14 protein-coding genes are annotated in these 21,457 nt (G+C 52.0%); 10 read left to right on the forward strand and 4 right to left on the reverse strand.

Annotation, left to right across the window (positions count from 1 at the left end; translation table 11 throughout):
- Positions 1-2: 2 nt before the first annotated feature.
- From SH527x_RS14625 to SH527x_RS14640, 4 genes are all read right to left on the reverse strand, one after another.
- Complete coding sequence (locus SH527x_RS14625) at positions 3-2,288, reverse strand: polysaccharide biosynthesis tyrosine autokinase (protein WP_437191416.1); 2,286 nt, start codon at positions 2,286-2,288, stop codon at positions 3-5.
- A gap of 105 nt (positions 2,289-2,393) precedes the next feature.
- Positions 2,394-3,896, reverse strand: a complete 1,503-nt coding sequence (locus SH527x_RS14630; RefSeq protein WP_437191417.1) for a HEAT repeat domain-containing protein — start codon at positions 3,894-3,896, stop codon at positions 2,394-2,396.
- Positions 3,897-4,013: 117 nt separating this feature from the next.
- Positions 4,014-5,381: a polysaccharide biosynthesis/export family protein gene (locus SH527x_RS14635; protein ID WP_437191418.1), complete on the reverse strand. Its 1,368-nt coding sequence runs from the start codon at positions 5,379-5,381 to the stop codon at positions 4,014-4,016.
- Between the two features lie 61 nt (positions 5,382-5,442).
- Positions 5,443-6,138 (reverse strand): hypothetical protein, encoded by a 696-nt coding sequence (locus SH527x_RS14640; RefSeq protein ID WP_437191419.1) that lies wholly within the window; start codon positions 6,136-6,138, stop codon positions 5,443-5,445.
- Positions 6,139-6,822: 684 nt separating this feature from the next.
- Here SH527x_RS14640 and SH527x_RS14645 point away from each other — a divergent pair.
- The 10 genes from SH527x_RS14645 (at position 6,823) to SH527x_RS14690 (ending at position 21,411) form a co-directional block, all read left to right on the forward strand.
- On the forward strand, positions 6,823-8,004 hold the full coding sequence (locus tag SH527x_RS14645; protein WP_437191420.1) for a hypothetical protein: 1,182 nt from the start codon (positions 6,823-6,825) through the stop codon (positions 8,002-8,004).
- Between the two features lie 123 nt (positions 8,005-8,127).
- Positions 8,128-10,758, forward strand: coding sequence for an O-antigen ligase family protein (locus tag SH527x_RS14650; protein ID WP_437191421.1), 2,631 nt, complete (start codon positions 8,128-8,130; stop codon positions 10,756-10,758).
- 210 nt (positions 10,759-10,968) lie between these two features.
- The gene (locus tag SH527x_RS14655) at positions 10,969-12,501 is read left to right on the forward strand and encodes an MraY family glycosyltransferase (RefSeq protein WP_437191422.1); all 1,533 of its coding nucleotides are present in this window, start codon (positions 10,969-10,971) and stop codon (positions 12,499-12,501) included.
- A 516-nt stretch (positions 12,502-13,017) separates the two neighbouring features.
- A complete protein-coding gene (locus SH527x_RS14660; protein WP_437191423.1) occupies positions 13,018-14,346 on the forward strand; it encodes a glycosyltransferase family 4 protein in 1,329 nt (442 codons plus the stop codon).
- Positions 14,347-14,608: 262 nt separating this feature from the next.
- A complete protein-coding gene (locus SH527x_RS14665; RefSeq protein ID WP_437191424.1) occupies positions 14,609-15,397 on the forward strand; it encodes an ABC transporter permease in 789 nt (262 codons plus the stop codon).
- A 64-nt stretch (positions 15,398-15,461) separates the two neighbouring features.
- Positions 15,462-16,754, forward strand: coding sequence for an ABC transporter ATP-binding protein (locus tag SH527x_RS14670; protein ID WP_437191425.1), 1,293 nt, complete (start codon positions 15,462-15,464; stop codon positions 16,752-16,754).
- A 147-nt stretch (positions 16,755-16,901) separates the two neighbouring features.
- Entirely contained in the window at positions 16,902-17,858 is a 957-nt protein-coding gene (locus SH527x_RS14675) for a hypothetical protein (protein ID WP_437191426.1), read from the forward strand.
- 116 nt (positions 17,859-17,974) lie between these two features.
- Complete coding sequence (locus SH527x_RS14680; RefSeq protein ID WP_437191427.1) at positions 17,975-19,054, forward strand: glycosyltransferase family 8 protein; 1,080 nt, start codon at positions 17,975-17,977, stop codon at positions 19,052-19,054.
- A 136-nt stretch (positions 19,055-19,190) separates the two neighbouring features.
- Positions 19,191-20,090, forward strand: coding sequence for a glycosyltransferase family 2 protein (locus SH527x_RS14685; protein WP_437191428.1), 900 nt, complete (start codon positions 19,191-19,193; stop codon positions 20,088-20,090).
- Positions 20,091-20,100: 10 nt separating this feature from the next.
- Positions 20,101-21,411 (forward strand): glycosyltransferase family 4 protein, encoded by a 1,311-nt coding sequence (locus tag SH527x_RS14690; protein ID WP_437191429.1) that lies wholly within the window; start codon positions 20,101-20,103, stop codon positions 21,409-21,411.
- The last annotated feature ends 46 nt before the right edge of the window (positions 21,412-21,457 follow it).

Consider the following 21,457-nt stretch of genomic DNA (forward strand, 5'->3'; position numbering starts at 1 on the left):
GCCTACGCGGATTCATTAGCGACGACCACTTCATCATGGTATCGGGAGTAGGCTCCGTTCTTCCCGTACTGATACTGGTAGGCGTATCCCTGATAAGCAGAGTACCGACTGCCGTATCGGGAATGCTCACCATTGATGCCGTTGACCACAACGCCGAGCAGGTTGGCGTTCACCATCATCAATGTCTCGTGAACCCGTTCCATTGGCCCCCGAGAATTTCGCCCAACACGAGTCACCAGCACAACGCCATCGACCGCCGTCGCCACGGTAACTGGATCAGACACGGCCAAAACAGGCGGAGAGTCTACGATGATCATGTCGTACTGCTTCCGTAAGGCTTCCAGCATCAACGGGAACTCGGGAGCCAGCAACAATTCCGCAGGCGATTTACAACGTGGGCCGGTTGTTAGCAGATCCAGATTGGCGATCGAACTCGATTGAATTGTCTCGGCCAAATCATTCTTGCCGGTCACCACGGAAACGAGTCCAACATCATTAGGAACATTGAATAATTTGTGCACCCGAGCCCGGCGCAGATCACAATCGATCAGGAGACAGCGTTTCCCGGTGTGAGCAATGGTCGCTGCCAGGTTGCTACTGAGCGTCGATTTTCCGTCTCCCGGATTGGCACTTGTCACCTGAATAATCTGGTGACTTCCAGACATCCCCAACATGATGGCGGTACGGATATTTCGGTAGCTTTCCGTGATCCCGGAATTCGGGCGATGAATCGAAACGAGTGACGGATCAAGAGAAGACTCTTTTTTCGCTGCTTTCAATCGAACGTGACCCGACTCTGGAACGTGCCCGATCACTGGAATTCCAAGATGCCGGGAAATTTCGGCTGGGGACCGATAACTCCGGTCTGACATCTCGATCAGCACACTCAGGAGCCCACCGACGACGAGACCACCGATTCCGCCCAACAGCAGATTCTTGATCAGATCAGGTGAGACCTTCTGACCAGTCTGCGGATGAACAATCGGTTCTGCGGAAACTGATCCGGAATCTTTCGTCAGTTCAACCGATTGCAGTTTCGTCAGGACTGTATCAAAGAGTTGCTTTGATCGGCTCAAGTCGTCACGCAACGCACGATTCTGATTCTCTTCCATCGACAGTCGCTTAGATGCAGCCTCTTCCAGAATAAAGAGGCTGTTGAGCTGATCGATCTTCCTGTCATGGGTGACAATTTCGTGCTTCAATGAATCCAGATAGACATTCAGAAGATCCGGCCGCTGATCACGGTATTCCCCATCAAGTGCCGAAACCTGCGGTTCCACCAGTGCCCTGGTGACTTCAATCTTCTTCTGAATTTCCTTCACTTTGGGATGCCCTGGCCCAAATCGTTCCAACAGCAACTGCTCATCCAGCAACAACGGCATCAACTGTTGAGACAATGATCTCGAAGAGGAACTGGCGAGCGAGTCTTTGTCGTCTCGATCCAGTTGATCGATCATCAGAAAAATGGCTTCCCGATTTTCCCCTTTACGAATCAATGCCTGCACAGAATCAAGCTGAGAGACAAGCATCGTTCTTTCGAGCATGATCTTCGCTCGCTGAAATTCAATCCCGGACAAGCGATCTGCATGGATGTTCTTGCCGGTGTCTCCGGCCCAGAGCAACGAGGCTTCGTTGCGGAACTTGGCGTATTCCGTTTCTTTATCCGCGAGTGTGCGACTGAGTTCGTCTTTCGCCTCGGTAATCAACTCCAATGTGCGTCGCGATGAGGTGTCGTGGCTCTCGTGGAGATAATCGATATAGGCCATCAAAATGCTATTGAGAATAACTCGACAGTCATCAGGATTACTCCCCTGATATCGCAAATCGAGAATTTCCTTACTGTCATCGCTCCGCATCACCTTGAGCCCTGACGTAATCACCGAGTTCGGATTCTCTTTGAGTGTCGGGAGCTGCGAAAGTCGTCCCAGCTGTATTGCCCGTTCAATAATCATCGGGGATTTCATCAGAACCAGATGCGTATCGATCGGATTCCGAGACGCAATAATGTCCTGAAGTCCATCGATCTTCAGAACTGGATCTGACTGAATCAACCGGATTCTGGCATTTGAAGCGAAGATGGGTTGGGTATCTTTATACTGGAGGTAACCTAATCCTCCGCCGACTGCGAGAAAGAAAACCAGCAGAATCTTATGTCCCAGGACCGCCTGAATCAGATTCAATTCCGTCCCGCTGTCACCAGAGTCACTCTGATTTTCGCGAACTCTGGGTGCTTCAGCAGCAAACGAGTTCAGGTCGCTTCGGCTATTCTGTGTTGGCCGCAGTTCCATACTCGTATGTCCTCTTACTTTAAATAAACTTGAGCAGCGATATCTGGGAATAAATGGCAAGCAGATCAACACGATCAGCGAAGCTCGGCAGCTAAGCGATTCGGTCTACTTCTTCGCGACGGAATATGCCCACGATCCTTGCTTGTCGTGGAGGCAATCCAGTGCGATTGCTGCAGCAAATCTCACATCCTGATTTCCGAAATCAGCCGCGTTCTGAAGTTCCTCGAGAGCGACTCCCCCGTAACTTCCGAATCCGCCCAGACTGAGACAGGCCGCAACACTGACGTGAATGTCTTCGTCCTGAATGGCAGACTTCAACGCCGTCGCAGCTTCGACTTGGAAGACTCCGGTTGCGTTCCCTAACAAGGTTGCGGCGCCCCAGCGAACCTGTTGCTCATTGCTTGCAAGAGCCGCCTTCAACACATTGATCGATTGCAAATCGGCCGGCGAGACCTTCATCAACGCCTCGCTGGCATACAGACTCGGCACTCCATGTGTCCCGTCTCGCAACTCAACAAGATCTGGTGTCGCTGCGGCCGCACCTGTTCCGATCTCTCCGATGAGATAGATCGCAAGGCAGCATACAGATTCATTCTTCTCGCTCAGACAGTCACGCAGAATCCGAAGTGAAACTTCATCGTCACCGGTGATCGCTCGAAATGCCCAGGCAGCATGAATGCGAACTAAGATGTCCTCATCAGCAAGTCGACCCCGAATCGCATCAAGAACGACTGGAGAATTCACTTTCAATTCCGCCGCCTCACACAATGCCTCAACTTGCTCAGTCCGTGATGAACTGTCCATTCGCTGTTCCAGATTCAGCAGTAACAATGAATCACCGTTACTCTGACGTCGGAGACCGGTCGCTTTCAGATCAGAGAAGAGTGGCTCTGCAACGGCTGTTTCCCCGTGACGCTCAGAAGATTTCGGATTGAACTTCTTCCACCGTCCTTCATCTGCTTCTGAAGTCTCTTCCGGTGAGTATGTCACTGGCTGAAGCGGCTTCGTTGCTTTCGAATCCGCTTGCTCAGAGACACTCTCTCTTCGACCGTTTGTCTTCTGTTCGTTCTCACTGACCGCAGCAGAGACCTGACGCAACTCGGATGTCGCATTGAGTGAGTTTGTCTCTGGGCCAGCAGCCTCAATTGTTCCGGCAAACTGCAGATAGTTTTCTGCAGGACTGACAGGGCGCAGGAGTGCGGCCGCTTTCAACTCTGCGTCGATACTCTTCTGTGAGTTATCTGGAACCGCCGACGTCGGGACAGGTCCTCTGATCATCGCATTCGTATTTCGACCGGATGACGAACGGCTCGCATAGACATGCCGCGGATCATTTATCATGGAAGATGGCAGCCCGGTGCGTTCAGCAAGCAGCTGTCGACGTTCCTGAGCTTCCCGATGATTCGGTTGTTGAATCAGCAGATGGTCGTAGATCCGGAGTGCAGCCTGACTCTGACCTTTTTTGTCATACTCTTCTGCAATCGCAAGCAGTCGTTGCGTCCGTTCAACAGGTGTCTGTGTCGAAACAATTGCAGGGGCGGTTGTGCACCCAACTGCCAGTGCGATCACACTCAATCCCAAGACAACGATTTTTCTCGTTTGCGCCATTGTTCCCTCTGGGACAGTTGATCCCCAAAATTACCGCACTACGGCTTCGTCGTTGATTGGTCTGCAGAGAATGTGATTCAACAATTGGTTACCCGGCGATGCACTACTTTCAATACATCAATTACTGAAGAGCTCTCGGATTCCATACGTGAAGAACGTAAAGAGTCCGAAGTTCACCAGTTCTTCCTTACACTTATGACGCAGAATGATGGTGTCGCCGGATTGAACCAGGATCCGCTCACTCGGATCGGTAATCGCTTTATTGGCGTCGACGGCAATCACAATCTGCCCGTTACATGGTGTTTGACGAATGATGTACAACTGAGTTGGAGGTGCCCCTCCGATTGTGGCCAACGCGAAGTTTCCACCTCCGGCCCCTCGCGCGATCCCGCCGACTCCCTGTCCTGCGATCGACATCGCCCCGAGAACATCAAGGTCGTAATCCCGGGGAAGTGGAAATTGTCCCCCCGGCAAAAGTCCCCCGGTATAGAAGAACTCTGTCTCGCGGGATTCGATGTAGACAATGTCGCCATCTTCAAGAATGACATCTTCCGGTTTGAATTGCGGAGTCTGCCCTGGTGGCATTCTCAAAGGAATCCGCACCGTTGAAGGATCATCCGGCAGTGGAGGAGGGCACATGCAAGGGTCTTGATACGCCTGATAGAACTCACGTACGAATGCGTCGCGTTTCTCTGCATCGACCAAACGTCCGCGCTGAACGAGCACTTCATCTTTTGCATTCAGGCCAGGTAAACCTCCCGTCGCCGCCAACGCATGTAATACGTCATTCTGATAGGCCTTCAGCTCGACCAGTTCACCTTTTCCGACTTGAGCAGATCCAGCAATCACACTGCGTCCGGCCCCCTGTTGGTCAAACCCGGACCGTTGCCGTTCGGCGTCTTCACGAATCACGATGACGTGGTAACGTCGTTCCCGCATCAACGTGACAGAAATCCGAGCCTGATCTGCCTTCAGAATCTGGAAGTCCTCAATGTAGGCTCGTCGCACAGCCTCTTCTGCCTGCGAGACAGTCATCCCACGCACATTAATCGGGTGAATCAACGGCAAACTGATTGTCCCATCTTTTCGAACAGGCATCGGGTATCCGATCGACGGTGGGAGTTCGCTTCCTTTTTCTGGATTGTTGACCGGTGGCGGTTCTTCCGCGCTTCCCAGAACTCCATCAATGAACACCCCCAACATGTCTCCTGCATCAAGCAGATAGTTCCTGGGCGGATCCTGACGAAGTCGAGCAAGATTGATCTCCTGCCAGTTCGTCCGTGGCTGAGCGAGAAATGTTTCTGGGACCCGACGTGCCGGTACTCCGCTGATTGGTGAAATGACCGACGTACATCCACTCATCACAAACAGAGCCAACGTCAGAAGCACGCCGCTGAAACTGTGGAATGTCCACTTCGAAATAAGTTCGGTACCTGGGCAGTGACCGAAATGAAAGCGTTGTGTTGCAGGCAGTGAGTCGCTCATTACTTAAGCCTCATTGGTGAATTTCGATGAGCCGTCGTTCAAATTTCAAGTTGACCTCGAATCACTCCGAAGGGTCAGGGATGAAGAGAAGTCTGGCTTTCGTATTCATGTCAGACTGAGGCAGTAAAGCCGCAGGAATTTCTGGAATCGGATTGATCGGGCCCACTGGTTCGAGTGTCGATGGCCCATTTTGATCAGCGTGACCTGGAGCACTTGTTGGATTCAAATTGTCGAACAAGAAGGACTCTTGCGGATGGTGCGTTGGCGGACAGCTTGGACAATTCGCGCTGGAATTCGCATGTATTGAAGTCGGCAGTCGAGTAGAGCGAGAGTTTCCAGTTTCAAATGCTGCCTGTACCCCTTCTGGGTAACCTTGAAAATACGCTTGAATTTTGAGCTGCCCGTCCTCAGTCTCGTAGCACGATTTCCAGTACTTTCTGGGAGGAATCGCAGGCAGGCATCCTTGACCACCGCTGGCAACATTCATGAACCCGTCAATGAATCCATCCTTGAAGTAGCAACGATGCGGATCATCTGGCGGACAGAGATGGACGTAATGCTTCCATTCACGATGTGCCGCCATCTTGATATGAATCGACTGGCACGCTTCATCGAGTGGTTCACAGTATTGAATCTGATGCTGAATTCCCTGTTGGATCTGACAACCAGAGAACCACAAAGCGCACACAAGCATTCCTGACAACAAAGCTGTCACACGCTGCGATGCATGAAAGACCTCAGGCGGATTGCTCGTCATTTCACATCCTTGTCGCGAAGCGTTCTGTCAGTGGACCATCCTTGGCCAGAGACAATCAATGAGTCGCTCTGTCACTGACAATTCGTATTGAGGATTCAGTGCAATTGTCGGCCAACCGGTCGCCATCGCCGCGAAACTCACTACAAACAGATCTATCGTCAAAACACCTTCGTGTCTCTACGACCGAATGAAGAAGCGATAACACTACGGGGGATACACGCACGTAGCCGGAGAAACACTTACTCAACAAGAGAGAACGTCCAGCGCCAACACTTGGGACACGCAAGCACCACGACACCCACGCATGCACACGTGATTACACTGCACCCGAACCCAAGAGCGAAACCGATCGCATCAAAGTGCGATCTCCCCTCAAGTTGTCGACTGCGGGATTCGATGAAGAATCAATCTAGAGCGAACGTGCAACCGGAATGGGAACGCGCTGAACACCTCGCCAATGAGCTTGCGGAACAACACTCAACTACGGGAGTTTTCCACCACACATTGATCGCAGATTCCACAGGATCAGCTCTTGTTGCGTATCTTTTCCAAGCAACATCTCATTCGTAAGTTTCGCACATTGTCGCCCCCATAAAGACAGCGTACGTTATGAACGTCAACAACCGCAGTGACCAAAAGCGGCCACGCGATATCAGCAGTCTTAGCACTCTATGGAGCACGGCGATGGGCAAGAATAAACACCGACCCTATCGAGCCCTGTCCAGATGTGTCTTCACCTGGGCAGCCATCTTGAATGTTGGAGTTGGCCCGATCGTCACCGCGAGCGAACCGGCTCCAGTTGCTCCCGTAAGTAAGCTGCAACCGATCCCTGAGCTGCACTCACCAGCCTCTCCCTGGCAAACGCAACTCACGTCGGACGGATCACTGAGTCTTCAACTCTTTGCAAGCTCTAAAGACCGGTCGAGCTATCAGCCTGCCCCGGCAATGCCCGCTGTCCTGATGCGAGAATCGAGTGTTGCCGCAGCAGGCCGTTCGAACAGCTCCGGGACAACGACCTTCTCGCGACTCCGTGAGGGACCTCACTCCTTCATCGCCGTTGGCCCCAGCGGATTCTGTTCCGTTGGACTGCTGCTCGCTCAGCCGAAAATGGCCGATTCCGGAGGGACGCTGAACATCCCGGAGATTGCACTCGTTCCTGTTACCGATGCCCCGGTCATTCGAGAATTACTTTCGTCACCAGCGATGTCGAAGACAACACCGATCGGCAATTTGATCTCCGATGTTGAGCTGAATGGCGCGTCCAGCAATCAGATTCCACAGTTTGTTCTGCAGTCCGATGGCATCATTCAAGGGCGGCTCTGCAGAGTTGAGCGTGCTGGCGTCAGAGCAATTCCAGATCTGAACATTGCCTTTATTCGCAACCAAAGCGTGGTTGCAAAGGCGACATCAGACGACCAAGGGGTCTTCCGCTGCTCGTCTCCATCAATTCAACTGGGGCCGATCAGCTTCGTTGCTTATGGATCTCAAGGATTTGCCGTAATCGGAGCCGAGATCATCAGCGCTGCTGAAGCGACGAATCATGGCCTCCTTCCGGACGGAACAATTCAAGTTGTATTTCAACCAGCAAGCCTCGCATTCCAGCACAACATCATGCTCGCTGACCTGAGTTCCTTTAGTGTCTTCTTCCATTCGATCGCACCGTTCGGAGGAGTTCCGCCCGCATTTGTAGCACCGGAAGTGAGTGCTGCCAGTGGCGGAGGAGGTGCTGGCGGTGGTGCGGCCGGCGCAGGCGGCGGAGCAGGTGGTGCATTCGGGTTGGCCGGATTAGCAGCAGGAATAACAGCAGCAGTCGTTGCAACGTCGAACGATGACTCTCCCCCCCCAGCAAGCCCGGCGACACCTTAGTTATTCATTCTGAGATGTGAAGCCGAAACTGGCGGAATCCTCTTAACAGCTTCAGCGACATTCAACAGGAAACGACAACTTCAGAAAACGCTCCACCGACCAGTTCACTGCCTGGGCCTGACAATGGAACGACTCCCGCGAATAATTCGGAACGGATCTCGATTCATTCTGCTCAGCACAGTCGCGGTCAGCCCTTGGCTCGTCGGTTCAGTCCCAGCCCGATTTCAGCTCTGGCTCACGCTGGGAGTCACCGTGTCATTCGCGCTCTGGATGCTCGCGTATTGCATTCAGTCGTTGTACGGATCTCGAGTTAATGTCTCAGATGACAATCACGTCTCGTTCTCGCTCCCGTTCTTGAGTTTGGCCCTGCTCGGATTGCTCGGCAGCCTGCAAATTCTGCTACCTGTTCCTCCTGTGACAGTCTCATCGGAATGGGCTCAGGAGTTAACCCGAACTGGAGAATCGAACGCCCCTCTCGCAGCGGCATCCTCTGATGATGTCTCGGCTTTCCTTCCAAACCACAATCGCGTCGCCAGCGTTTCTCCATCGCTCACTCAATTTCAGCTGGCCAGACTCGTTATCGTACTGACGGCATTGTTCCTCGGTTCCCAGCTTTTTCGATCCCCACTAGAACTGAAACTGCTATTCAGTACGCTGGCGCTGACAGGAGCAACACTGGCGATCTTTGGAATCGGCCAGAAGATCGCAGGTGAGACTCTCCTTGGTGGCATGATTCCACTACGAAACGGTGGAGAACCGTTCGCCAGCTTCGTCAATCGCAACAATGCAGCAGGATTTCTGAATATCTGTCAGGCCGCAAGTATTGGCGGTTTGATCGCGAGCACGACGACAAATTCCTACAGACCATCCCGATCTGGCGTCGTGATCTTCCTGTGCTTATCCGCATTCATCTTTGCTGGAACTCTTGCCTCTTTTTCCCGCGGAGGGATCGCAGCGGCGATCATTGGATTTGCTGCGGTGTCCCCATGGCTCTTTCAGCATTTCGGTGTTCGTGCTTTTGGTGGAGGCATTCTCTTCGGAATTCTGGTCTCGGTTCTGGCGAGCTCGCTGCACTTTTTGAATCCCGTCGCATCCAGAATTGCGACGTTGACAGACCTGCGAGACGCGATCACTGGACGTTGGGAACATTGGCAAAGCACCACCGCCGCTATCTTGGACAACCCCTATCTTGGAAGCGGGCTCGGAACGTACCGCTATGCAAATCTTCCTTACCAGCAGCATGAATCCACAGTCTGGTTCTGGAATGCAGACAACATCTACTTTGAACTCGCTGTCGAAGCAGGAATCCCGGGGCTTCTCCTGGCCATCCTGTTTATTGCGGCATTCGCAAATCTGCTCGTAAAATTGAATCGCGATCAACATGAAGCTGGGACACAACCAGTTCTGGTGGCAGGCATCTTCTTGTTGATCTCCCTAACGCTGCAGCAGGCCACAGATTTTGGAATCACACTTCTGGCACTCGCGATTCCTTGTGGCATTCTTGTCGGAACCTGCAGCGGCATGGGCAGCGATCTGGGCCAGGATGCCATCGCAAAGGAAAAGCAACAACATCAGTCTTTCATCTCATGCATTCTTCTTGTTGCATTATCTGCCGCAACAACATGGGCAGCCGTAGAGATGAAGCGAGTCGAACCGATCTTTTCACTCTGCGATCAAATTCCGGTTCGCCTGAACAAGCCAGACATCTTCACCAGCAACGAACTGGAAAAGTTGCTGACAGATGCCAGCCATTTGATCGCTGATGCTCCAGCGCACGATCAATTGCACATCGCCAATTCACAACTCCACGTTTACCGGATTCGGCAGCAAGAATTTGAAAGGCTCACCCAGTCGGGCCTTATGAAATCTCGAATACAGGCGTGGGATCGATCATCGCTGGAGCAAATCTCGAATCGTTTACAACTTCAATCTCGGCTCTACTCGGCTGAAGAGAATGTTGCAGACCCAAGACTGATTGAAGCTTTTCAAGAAGCACATCTCAGTCTTGTCGCGGCATTCGATTTGGCCCCCTGGACTCCGGACCTTGGATTAAATGCCGCATTGACTCTCCCGATGAGTTATTCGAACGATTCGAACCGATCAGCCAATCAAACCTCAATGTCGTCGTACCTGCGAAGGGAAGCACTCCTCGCGAGTGGAAATGCGAGTCGCCTGCTCACAGTCGGTCGAATTGCCCTTCAGTACGAACTGGACAAACTGGGAATCAGCTGCCTCCGTCGCTCTCTCTCAATCTCGCCAGTCACCTACGACGATGTTATTCAGATTGCACAAACATGGTTTGAAGATGATCAGATTTGTGCCCGACTGCTGTTCACATTCGAACACCTCATCGACTTCGCCAAACAAACGCAAAGTCTCTCGGCGTTAAATGTCGCCAGAGAACGTCTGACAGAAATGCTGCATTCATCAAGTCTCAGTCAGTCGACCGAATCGACCGGGGACAAAGAGTGGATCGCCTCTCAGATCTCCATGCTGAGTGGAAACACCGAAGTTGCCATTCAACATCTGAAATCGGCGATAATCTCAAATCCTTTCTGCATCAACTGGCGATTAGATCTAGCAGAAATATGCATGTCGCAAGGGGACAACGTTACAGCCCGAGAGCAACTTGCTTTCGTCTCCCGGCTGGTTCCTGAAAGCAAAAAAACTCAAGCGCGAATCAAGATACTCTCTCAACGACTTAAAGATGGGATGGCCGTCAACATTCACGACGCTGTTCGAGAAGAGAGATGACCTGTGTTGAGAGTGATTCCTGAATTGATGCACGGTTTCAACAGCTGAATCACTCGGGTTACTCGGTGAATGATCGACTCGTAGAGACTCGATCGTCCGAATCTGACCGTGATCGGTATTTCAATATTCAAAAGCACCAGTTCCGTCCGGCATGAGATCATTCTCATGTCAGATTGGACTCGGAATTGCAGTCCATCTGGAGTTGCTGTAATGGCGTTAACCTCGCAACTGGCGACAGTTTACCCTGCTGTCATTGCATTCATTTTTGCTCTCGTTCTGACAGAATGCATGCGGCGATTTGCATTCAGGATCAATCTCGTCGACAAACCAGACGGGTTCCGCAAACTCCAGAAGAATGTCACTCCGCTTGGCGGCGGGGTGGCTGTTCTCTTCGCTTATTTACTGACGATCGGGTTGCTCATCCTTTTCGGACTGCCAGGGGCTTACGATCTCCTCCAGCAACCAGTCTTTACCGCTGGACTGTGTGGAGCAGGAGCACTGATCTGCTTCGTAGGACTGGTCGACGATCGCTTCGAATTACGAGGTCGCCAAAAGCTGATTGCTCAGATAGCAGCCGTATTGTCCGTGGTCTGCTGCGGACTGATCATTGAAGAAGTCGAAGTCTTTGGCTGGCACTTTGACCTGGGAATTCTCGCCATTCCCTTCACGATGCTCTGGCTCCTGGGGGCCATTAATGCGCTCAATCTCATCGATGGGGTAGATGGATTGGCAGGGACGGTCTCGGTCATTCTCAGTTCAACATTTGCGATTCTTGCATGTATGAAAGGGGACTTCGGAGACGCCATTTATGCATGGACCCTGGCCGGTGCGGTACTCGGATTCCTGAAGTTCAACCTTCCTCCTGCAAAGATTTATCTAGGTGACGCTGGCAGTATGTTAATCGGGTTGCTCCTTGGTGCGCTCGCCATCCGTACATCCTTAAAAGGCCCTGCAACTGTCGCTCTGGCGGCCCCATTCGCGATCTGGGCTGTCCTCGCGTTCGATATCGCCATGGCCGTCTTTCGTCGGAAGTTGACAGGCCGCAGCATCTATGCAACTGACCGCTCACATATTCACCACGTGTTGCAGAAGCGTGGACTTTCTGTGGCGGGAGTCGACATGACCATCGGGGGACTCTGCCTTCTTTGCTCGATCGGGGCTTTAGTCAGCGTCGCCGTGAAGAATGAACTTGCGGCAATCGGAACAGCAACATGCGTGCTGGCAATACTGGTGCTCAGCGGCTTCTTTGGTCGGTCAGAATGTTCACTCTTCGCCAAAAAGCTCTATCGATTCACACTGTCGATGATTCGAATTCCTACCCTGACACAATCCAGACCCGCCCATTTCTGTTCACGCTTCCATGGGAGTCGCGAATGGGAAATCCTCTGGCAGGAACTGATTGACTATGCCAATGAGTTCGACCTCAGTTCAATCCAGTTGAACGTCAGTTCTCCTTCGATCGGAGAAGAGTACCACGCCGTCTGGCAGCGTAAGGCTCAACCTCCCATGCTGCGACTCTGGCGAACCGAGATCCCGTTGTTTCGCAACGAACTTTGCGTCGGTCGCATTACGTTTGTCGGAGGAATCAAACAAGACGGCATGGTCTCCTGGATGTCAGAGCTTGTTGAAGGACTAAAGCCGTTTGAGAAGAAGTTCTCTACGCTCCTTGAAGAGCGTCTCCCGCACAACAATTCATCGCCGATCCCAGAACCATTGACTCTGGAAGCTGGCTACACACATTGAGACCTTCTGTTGAGCCAATTCCGGCACAGGGAACTCAACAAATCGCCTTGCCTGAGTGGAACCATGCACCTTCGCGTCGCATTACCGCAATCGGTTTCACAATCCCGATTCACAGCTGAATTCACCATCCCTGATTGAAAGTCATCCGATATACGAAATGTCCCGCCCAAACGACTCTCGATCGAATGACACACCGTAAACCGAAACATCGGTCGTCGCGAACAGATCAGCAAACATTTGACACCAGCCAGTGAATCACTTTCGAACTGTTCACCGGGCTAGATCATCAAGTTCGAGTGAAGACCGGGCCACTCACTGGCTGGTGTCAGCTGTAATCAATCCGTCCGTAAGGGAATCCCAAGGGGCACCTGTCGCATTGACTCGTCCCCCGTCGATTCCACGAAAGACGGAAGTCCGTCCGACGTCGACCTCATCGAATCGCCACCCTCAACGTTCCATTGATCTAAGCGTATCGCGACCACTCTCACGTTATGTTGAGACAACGGAAATCCGTTAATGAATCGTTCAAAAAAAATCCGGGTCCTCTTCATCAATCGATCGTACTGGCCTGACACTGAAGCAACCGGCCAGCTTCTGACTGCACTTTGTGAAGACCTCGCAAGTGAGTTTGAAATCGAAGTCATTTCCGGTCGACCAAACCACACCAATGATCGATTCCGCGCATCGACTGTCGGCATCATCCGCTGCAAAGGGGTGACAATCCAAAGGGTGCTGCATACGCGATTCCCGAAGTCATCTTCGATCGGGCGTATCCTGAATTTGATGACGTTCACTGCGTCTGCATTTCTGGCAACACTTTGGAGAAGTCCGCGGCCGGACATTGTCATCACGGAAACGGACCCCTTCTTTCTGCCGCTGTTGGGCCGCTTCATTCAGTGGAGATATCGCATTCCGTTCGTGGCTTACCTTCAGGATATTTATCCGGACATTGCCATCGCGCTGGGCAAAGCCAAAGAAGGAAGACTAACGAAGACTCTGAGGAATCTGCTGGTGAGTTCCTACAACAAGGCAGACCGCGTTGTTGTTCTGTGTAACGACATGAAAACACGCTGTATTCAGAATGGTGTTCAGGAAGAACACATCGACATCATTCCGAACTGGGCCGACTGCAGGCAGATCTATCCAATCAAAGAGAACAATGAGTTTCGCAAACAACATCAACTCGATGGGAAGTTTGTCGTCATGTACTCCGGGAATCTCGGCATGGCGCATCTGCTCGATCCGATTCTTGATGCCGCAGTCGAACTGAAATCACATCCCGAAATCGTGTTTCTGTTCATCGGTGAAGGAGTTCAAAAGGAACGACTTCGCAAACGAGTCGCTGAACTGGGATTAAACAATGTTCGCTTCCTCGGTTATCAACCAGAGGAGTTCTTGAAGCAAAGCCTCAGCGCTGCCGACATTCAAATCGTGTCGATGCTCCCTGAAGTAAAGGGCTGTCTGATGCCAAGCAAACTATATGGTGTGCTCGCATCCGGGACAGCCGTTCTCAGCATTTCTCCACGCGACAGCGATCTCTCGCAACTCATCATCTCAGAAGATGTCGGCCTCGTTTGTGACCCGAATCCGTCTGAGACGCTGAATAGACGAATGGTTGAAGCCATCCGTGGAATGGCGACCAATCCGGATTTCACAAGACAACAGGGTGTAAGAGGTCGAGCGCTCTGCCTGGAACAATTTGATCGTCACCAGCAAGTTGCCAGATTTGCAGAGATCTTGCGAAAGGCGGGACGCGTCTCCATCCCAGAAACATCCAGAGCCGCCGCAGCTGCTCCTACTGCCAAAACAAAACGCCAGTATCCGGTACTCACGCAAGGAAAGTAATCGCGACTCATCAAAGCGTTTTCATTCGGGACACAGCATTACTGATCGGTGAGCTGAAGAAGTCCTGCTGGAGCGCTGGAGTCAGAACTCACTGATGAGCCAGATGAACCTGCATACGCAATAAGAGTAAGCCACTGCAATGTTAATTGACGTCGACACACCACTCACAACACGATCCACGCGAGAACAGAAGCATTCCGGGGACAACTTACAATCAGCGCCCTGGACGATTGAGATCACCCCTCATCGCGGAATTTTCCAAGTGCCCATCGCTGAGATGTGGCGATATCGGGATCTCATCTATCTTTTCGTTCGACGCGATTTCATCGCATTCTATAAGCAGACAATTCTCGGGCCGTTGTGGTTCCTGCTTCAGCCAATCATGACGACACTGATGTTTACGCTCGTCTTTGGCAGCATCGCCGGAATCTCAACTAACGGTTCGCCACAGATTCTGTTTTATCTGGCAGGAGTCACCTGTTGGGGATACTTCTCAGAGTGTCTCAATAAAACAGCCACAATCTTCGTCGATAACTCGACACTCTTTGGGAAGGTTTACTTTCCCAGAATGATCAGTCCGCTGGCGATTGTGATTTCGAATCTGTTGCGGTTCAGCATCCAGCTCGGAATGTTCCTCACCGTTCTCGCCTACTACGTTTATGCTGGCGACGTTCACTTGAATTCAACGGCTCTGTTCCTGCCGGTCATCGTCTTCCTGATGGCCTCGATCAGTCTGGGCATCGGACTCATCTTCAGCGCACTGACAACAAAGTACCGGGACTTACGGTTCCTGCTTCAGTTCGGTGTCCAACTCTATATGTATGTGACGCCGGTCATCTATCCGGTTTCAACGATCCCTGAGAAGTATGTCTGGCTGATTCGCCTCAACCCGTTGACTCCACTTATTGAGGCATTTCGACACGGGTTTCTCGGCATTGGAGAGTTCAGCCTGACAGGCATTTCATATGCCGCCGGATTTGCTGCCTTCATCCTGACCATCGGTGTCCTGATCTTTAATCGCATCGAAGCCACTTTCATGGACACCGTGTAACCACGTCGAGCTGCAACGAACTGGTTCTATCACGGCGCGCCCCTTCACTGGTGAATCTGAGCAAATGAACGCGATCGAAATCGAAAACGTCTCCAAAATGTACCGCCTGGGCCAGGTCGGAGCAGGCGCACTGCATGATGACCTGACGCGTGCCTGGGCGAAGCTGCGTGGCAAAGAGGACCCCTTTCAAAAAGTTGGGAGAATCAACAACCGTGAGCAGTCAGGGCAGACCTATGTCTGGGCACTGAAAGACCTGAATCTGGAAGTGAAAGAAGGCGAGATTCTCGGTTTGATCGGTCGCAATGGAGCAGGGAAGTCCACACTGCTCAAGTTACTATCGAGAGTCACAACTCCGACCACCGGAACCATTCGGGCGCGCGGGCGTATCGCCAGCCTTCTCGAAGTTGGAACGGGATTCCACCCTGAACTGACCGGGCGTGAAAACATTTACCTGAATGGGGCGATTCTCGGGATGACTCGCCGCGAGATTCACACTCGCATCGAAGAGATTGTCGAGTTCTCTGGCTGTGCGGCTTACATCGACACCCCCGTCAAACGGTTCAGTTCCGGGATGCTGGTGCGTCTGGGATTCGCAGTTGCAGCCCATCTGGAATGCGAAATCCTGATCGTCGATGAAGTTCTGGCAGTCGGTGATATTGAGTTCCAGAAGAAGTGCATCGGGAAGATGGAAAACATGGCAACGTCCGGGCGAACTGTCCTCGTTGTCTCGCACCAACTGGCAACCATCGATCACCTCTGTTCTCAGGTCGCAATCCTCGCGCAGGGACAGATCGTTTATCGCGGATCTGCCCGCGACGGCATTAGTCACTACCTGTCGAATGTCCGCTCTCAGCAATACGAATGGAACGCTCCTCCGAACGGGAAAGCGAAAGACATCTTCTCGGTGCGAAAGATGTGGGTCTCCAGCGATGGCAGAACGCCGTTGATGCAGCCTCACCCCATCAACAGACCACTACAGGTCATCATTGAAGGGGACATCCTCGCCCTTGATACGAAGCTTGCAATTGGAATCGCGATCTATAACCAGACAGGTCAGACGCTGTTCCGCAGCTTTCATTCCGATGCCAACAGTTCGATCCAACTGCATCGCGGATCGAACAGATTGACGTGCACAATCCCTGAGTACCTTCTCAACGAAGGTGTCTACACGATGGAACTCATCTCAGAGATTCACCAGATCCGCTGGATCTATGCACCGGAGAAAACAGAAGCCAGCATCCATTTCGAGATCATGGGCGGGCTCGGAACAGCACCTCACTGGGCGAAGTCCCGGCCCGGTGAAATTGCTCCCATCCTTCCGTTCTCGAATTCTCGAATCGATCCGACAGAGAACTGAAGACGCATTCTATCGTGATCATCGACGCTTGCAGCGCTCCCGTTCCATTGAACCGCATCAATGCACGTCACGCTCGAACCGAGACGTTCGATCCTTCAAATACGAATTCCGCTATTTTAGCCGACGGAAACAGACACAGGTAATGACATGAAGATCACGCATGAATTCGGAGTCGTAACCGCCTGCCATGAACGTGATTATTTGCTCGCCAAAGCGACGTGCGCGAGCATTCGATACTTCAGCCCGGAGACACCAATCTGCCTTGTGGCGGACGGTGATTTCTCAGTCGATGAACTTGTTCGGCTCTATGACATTTCAGTCGTTCGCCCGCAGGAATCAACAGACGAACGGGTGCGAAAGCTCTGCTCAAAAAGCCAGCGATCCAAATTGACGGCGATCTGGGAAGGCCCGTTCGAGCGGTTTCTTTACCTCGATAGTGATGCAATCTTCTGGGGAAACGTGCTCCCAGGCATCATCAACAGCAAAGCGGACTTTGCTCTGCTGCGCCCTGACGCATGGTGTGAACATTCAGACGCAGAACTCCGAGAGTTCTACCTTGATCCGCTTCTGATTCCAAAATTCGATCCGGACTTTCGCTGGAAGAATCGCCCTTATTTTTGTTCAGGTGCGTACGCAACGAAACGTGACATCGTTTCTGTCGACGAATGGTTGGCCGTTGAAGAATGGCGAAAGCAGGAACCAACGCTATTCAGTTGGACGCGCGATCAGGGAATTCTGAATTATCTCATTCTCAGTAAGTGGGACCGCGGACTTTTGACCGCTGAAGAACTGCATTTGCAGGTGACGATCGGAAATCGGAAACCTGATGCAATGAAAGCACGCTTTCCTGGCACCAAGAGTTCACTTCCAGAGATTGCGAATCCAGTCATTCTTCACTTCGCCGGTAAGAAACCGTTTTTGCAGCACCCGAAGCATTTTGCCGATCCATTTACCTATTTCCGCCTGCGACACTACCAGAACATCTATGGCGAAGGAAACGTCGGGCGGATGCAAGCATGGCGACGAGTGATTCAGGATGAAGCCCAGCTATTTCAGCGCCGCGCAATTCGCAAATTATCCAGAATGTTTGGTGCAAAAACATAGCGTTTGACGCCAACACATCGTGGCATTTGCATGCCCAGTTTGATCGCCTGGTCTGATGTCATCTGACCAGTAACGCGATGCATCCCATCGACATTTCACAGTTGCGACGATTCTCCATGAACAGTCGAAAACAGAATCCGGTTGTGATTGTCCTTGCCGCAAACGAACGGTACGCACCAGGGCTGCAATGCGCGTTGTGGACCATACTTTGCCATGCAAGTCCAAACAGATTTCTGTCGTTTCACCTCCTTGATGGTGGACTGAGCAGAGACAGCAGGGAACTTGCAGAAAGGTTAATCAGCACCAGAGAGGCTGCCGAATTTCACTGGCATTCCGTCGACGATGCGGTGTTTCGGCACGCTCATCTGGCGCACGGGAAATCGCGTATGGCCTATGCCAGGCTCATGGCAACCGAACTGATTCAGGAATCCCGTTGTATCTACCTCGATACGGATGTCCTCGTCTTCAAAGACATCACCAGACTTTATGACATCTCACTTCCTTCTGATTGCTGCATCGCGGCGGCTCCCGATTCAGAAACGCTGACTTTGTCTGATGATTCAAAATCGATTCCTCTCAAATTCGAACTACCACCTGATGGCGAGTACTTCAATTCTGGAGTCCTGTTGATGGATCTGGATCGCCTGCGTCAGATGGACTTTCTGAACCAAGCGATGAACTTCCTCAATACTCACAAAGGTGAGCACATCTTTCATGATCAATCTGCGATCAACTTTCTGTTGCATGGACAAATCCTGAAGATTGACTCTTCCTGGAATTTGGCGTCATGGCAGTTCGACGAACAGACTGATAACTCGCTGGAATGTATTCTGCACTACACAGCATCGGCCCCTTGGCTCACATCCAGCACGCGTCCGTCCCAAACGGTGTTTGACCATGTTGCTCAATCAATTGGTCTCTCAACAGAGAACGCAAGCACTCTGAAAAAGCAGGGAAATCGAGTCAAAGCGAAGAAGCTGGCACTTGCTCCCATTCGTTCAGTGGTTCACTCTGTGCTTTCAACGACATACAAACTCACCGGCCGTTCTCTCCTCGCAAAACAGCACCAGCAGACATCGCATTACTGGTCGAAGTATCTGCTCACGTACGCCGCTCGAGAAAAGCTGGGGCGGCAACGGATTTCCAAACTGGAACAATCACTCGCCATCCCCCAACCGAGTGTCAATCTGCCATGAATCTTCCGCACTTGAACGCCCTTTCAGCTCAGTAGCGTCATTTGATTTGGCAACGAGCACCAAACGCTCAGCGACAACTTCAAAACTCCGCACCACAACAGAATTCGTCTTCGTCTCAGTGTGTTGGAAAGTCTCTATGACGAACATCGATTCCGTTCCGATCTCGGTCATCATTCCGACGTATCGCAGACCAGATCAACTGGCCGAGACTCTGAAGCGATTGCAGCAGTGTCGCCCGCAACCTGCTGAGTTCCTCGTTCACATTGATGCCGGGGACGATGTCACACGCCCGATGCTTCAAAGAGATTTCCCGGAGGTCGTCATCATTGACAGCCCAGAGCGTCGAGGGCCCGGCGGAGGTCGAAACCATTTAGTGAAACACGCTCAGAACGAGTTCATTGTCAGTTTTGATGACGATTCCTGGCCGCTCGATCCAGAGTTCTTTCTGCGAGCCGCCCACATATTTGACCAGTGTCCAGAATTCGCGATGTTCGCCTGCACGATTCTCGAAGCCGACGCGAGTCCATTCCACGCTGCAGCTACAGATAACACTTCAATCAATATCCGCGTGCAGGAAACATCGGGATTCGTTGGATGTGGTTGCTTCTTTCGCCGATCCATCTTCCTTCGGACGGGAGGATATCTCCCATTGGAGAATGCGTACGGCATGGAAGAGCAGGACGTGGCCATCAAGCTCGTCGACTCTGGATTCAAGATCGGTTTGGTCAAGAATCTGCTGGTTTATCACAATTGTGATCGCCGTACGCGACATGCCCAGAAGAAGATCAACGCGGCTCAAATCACCAACACAGCACTTCTCGCGTACCTGCGATATCCAGTGACATCGTGGCCCTACGGGTTGGCTCAAACACTGAACCGACTGAAGTATTGCCTGATGCAAAGGCGACTTTCCGGAATGCTCCAAGGTGTCCTGAACATCCCCAGGACACTCTGGACACATCGCACCAGTCGCCAGCCAGTACGGACTCAGACGATTCGTGAACTCACCCGACTCCGACGGCAACCGCAATCCTGAAGGCTTCGCCTTGTCAGACCTATCGAATCCATCCTGGATCGTGTGCCAGCTCGGTGCGAGGGAACACTATTCCATTCCACGCGCGCTCGCCAGACAGCACGTAGCGAGCCATCTCATCACGGATTACTGGCATTCCCCCAAAAGCATCAGATTTGCTCCTCCAAAGCTGCGGGAACGATTTCACTCGGACATCGCTGAACAAGGTGTCACAGCATTCAACAGCGGAATCATTCGATTCGAACTCGTCTCAAAGCTGACTCGCCTGACAGAGTGGCGGAAGATCATCCAGCGGAACAAATGGTTCTCAGCGGTCGCCGCTCGCAAGCTGGATCGCATGCTCTCGCAAACCCAAATGCGCCCGGTCGTTTTCAGCTATAGTTATACCGCTACAGAGGTCTTTAAAGTTGCCCGACGACACGGTTGCCCAACGCTGCTCGGACAGATCGACCCGGGCCCGGAAGAGATGAAACTGGTCCAAGATCTGTGCGAGCGATCCGGGCTTCAAACCGATGTGGCTCCTCCAGAAGAATACTGGGAGAGCTGGCGGGAAGAGTGTCGCCTCGCCGACGGTTTAATTGTCAATTCTGAATGGTCGAAAGAACTGCTGCAGGCAAGCGGTCTCCCTGAAAGAAAGTTACATGTCGTCCCGCTGGTTCATGAACGCACATGTCCGACAACAAACGCTTCTCGATCGGTTCCTCAACAGTTCACCAAAGATCGCCCCCTCCGAGTCCTGTTTCTCGGGCAGGTGATCGTGAGAAAAGGAGCGATTGAACTCCTCGACGCCATCGCCCAAACAACGCATCTCCCGATTGAGTGGACGATTGTGGGTGGAGGAAACTCAGAACTTCTCGACCGACTTCGCACGGTGACACGAACACAATCCAGCGTATCAATACAACAACAAGAGAAACCAATCTTGTCGAGTGTGCATGTCACTGGATCTGTCCCACGCGGAAGCACATCCACTTACTACCAGAATGCGGACGTATTCATTCTGCCTACGCACTCGGATGGCTACGCCCTCACACAACTCGAAGCCGCTTCCTGGGGACTGCCAATCATTGCCTCTCGGTTCTGCGGGAAGGTCGTCAAACATGGAGTCAATGGACTCATCCTGAATGACGTCACAGGAAAATCGATCGCCGAATCGGTCTCTCAACTTTGTCTTGATCCACAGTTGCTTCACTTATTCGCCTGCAATCAACAGCAACATGAATCCTGCACGCTAACCGATCTCGGGTATGAATTACTGAACGTTGAGAAGTCACTTCGACAGCAATTCAAATCCAATTCACACTCACTCCAAATTCAGGTTTGAAACTCCTTCATCAACATTGAACACCACACTGCATTCTGACTCTATG

It is taken from the genome of Planctomicrobium limosum (assembly GCF_051465645.1).
In the GTDB taxonomy this organism is placed as follows: domain Bacteria; phylum Planctomycetota; class Planctomycetia; order Planctomycetales; family Planctomycetaceae; genus Planctomicrobium.

Coding starts and splice junctions, on each gene's coding strand:
- SH527x_RS14625 (WP_437191416.1), bottom strand. CDS start 2,288: ATGGAACTGCGGCCAACACAGAATAGCCGAAGCGACCTGAACTCGTTT.
- SH527x_RS14630 (WP_437191417.1), bottom strand. CDS start 3,896: ATGGCGCAAACGAGAAAAATCGTTGTCTTGGGATTGAGTGTGATCGCA.
- SH527x_RS14635 (WP_437191418.1), bottom strand. CDS start 5,381: ATGAGCGACTCACTGCCTGCAACACAACGCTTTCATTTCGGTCACTGC.
- SH527x_RS14640 (WP_437191419.1), bottom strand. CDS start 6,138: ATGACGAGCAATCCGCCTGAGGTCTTTCATGCATCGCAGCGTGTGACA.
- SH527x_RS14645 (WP_437191420.1), top strand. CDS start 6,823: ATGGGCAAGAATAAACACCGACCCTATCGAGCCCTGTCCAGATGTGTC.
- SH527x_RS14650 (WP_437191421.1), top strand. CDS start 8,128: ATGGAACGACTCCCGCGAATAATTCGGAACGGATCTCGATTCATTCTG.
- SH527x_RS14655 (WP_437191422.1), top strand. CDS start 10,969: ATGGCGTTAACCTCGCAACTGGCGACAGTTTACCCTGCTGTCATTGCA.
- SH527x_RS14660 (WP_437191423.1), top strand. CDS start 13,018: ATGAATCGTTCAAAAAAAATCCGGGTCCTCTTCATCAATCGATCGTAC.
- SH527x_RS14670 (WP_437191425.1), top strand. CDS start 15,462: ATGAACGCGATCGAAATCGAAAACGTCTCCAAAATGTACCGCCTGGGC.
- SH527x_RS14675 (WP_437191426.1), top strand. CDS start 16,902: ATGAAGATCACGCATGAATTCGGAGTCGTAACCGCCTGCCATGAACGT.
- SH527x_RS14680 (WP_437191427.1), top strand. CDS start 17,975: ATGAACAGTCGAAAACAGAATCCGGTTGTGATTGTCCTTGCCGCAAAC.
- SH527x_RS14685 (WP_437191428.1), top strand. CDS start 19,191: ATGACGAACATCGATTCCGTTCCGATCTCGGTCATCATTCCGACGTAT.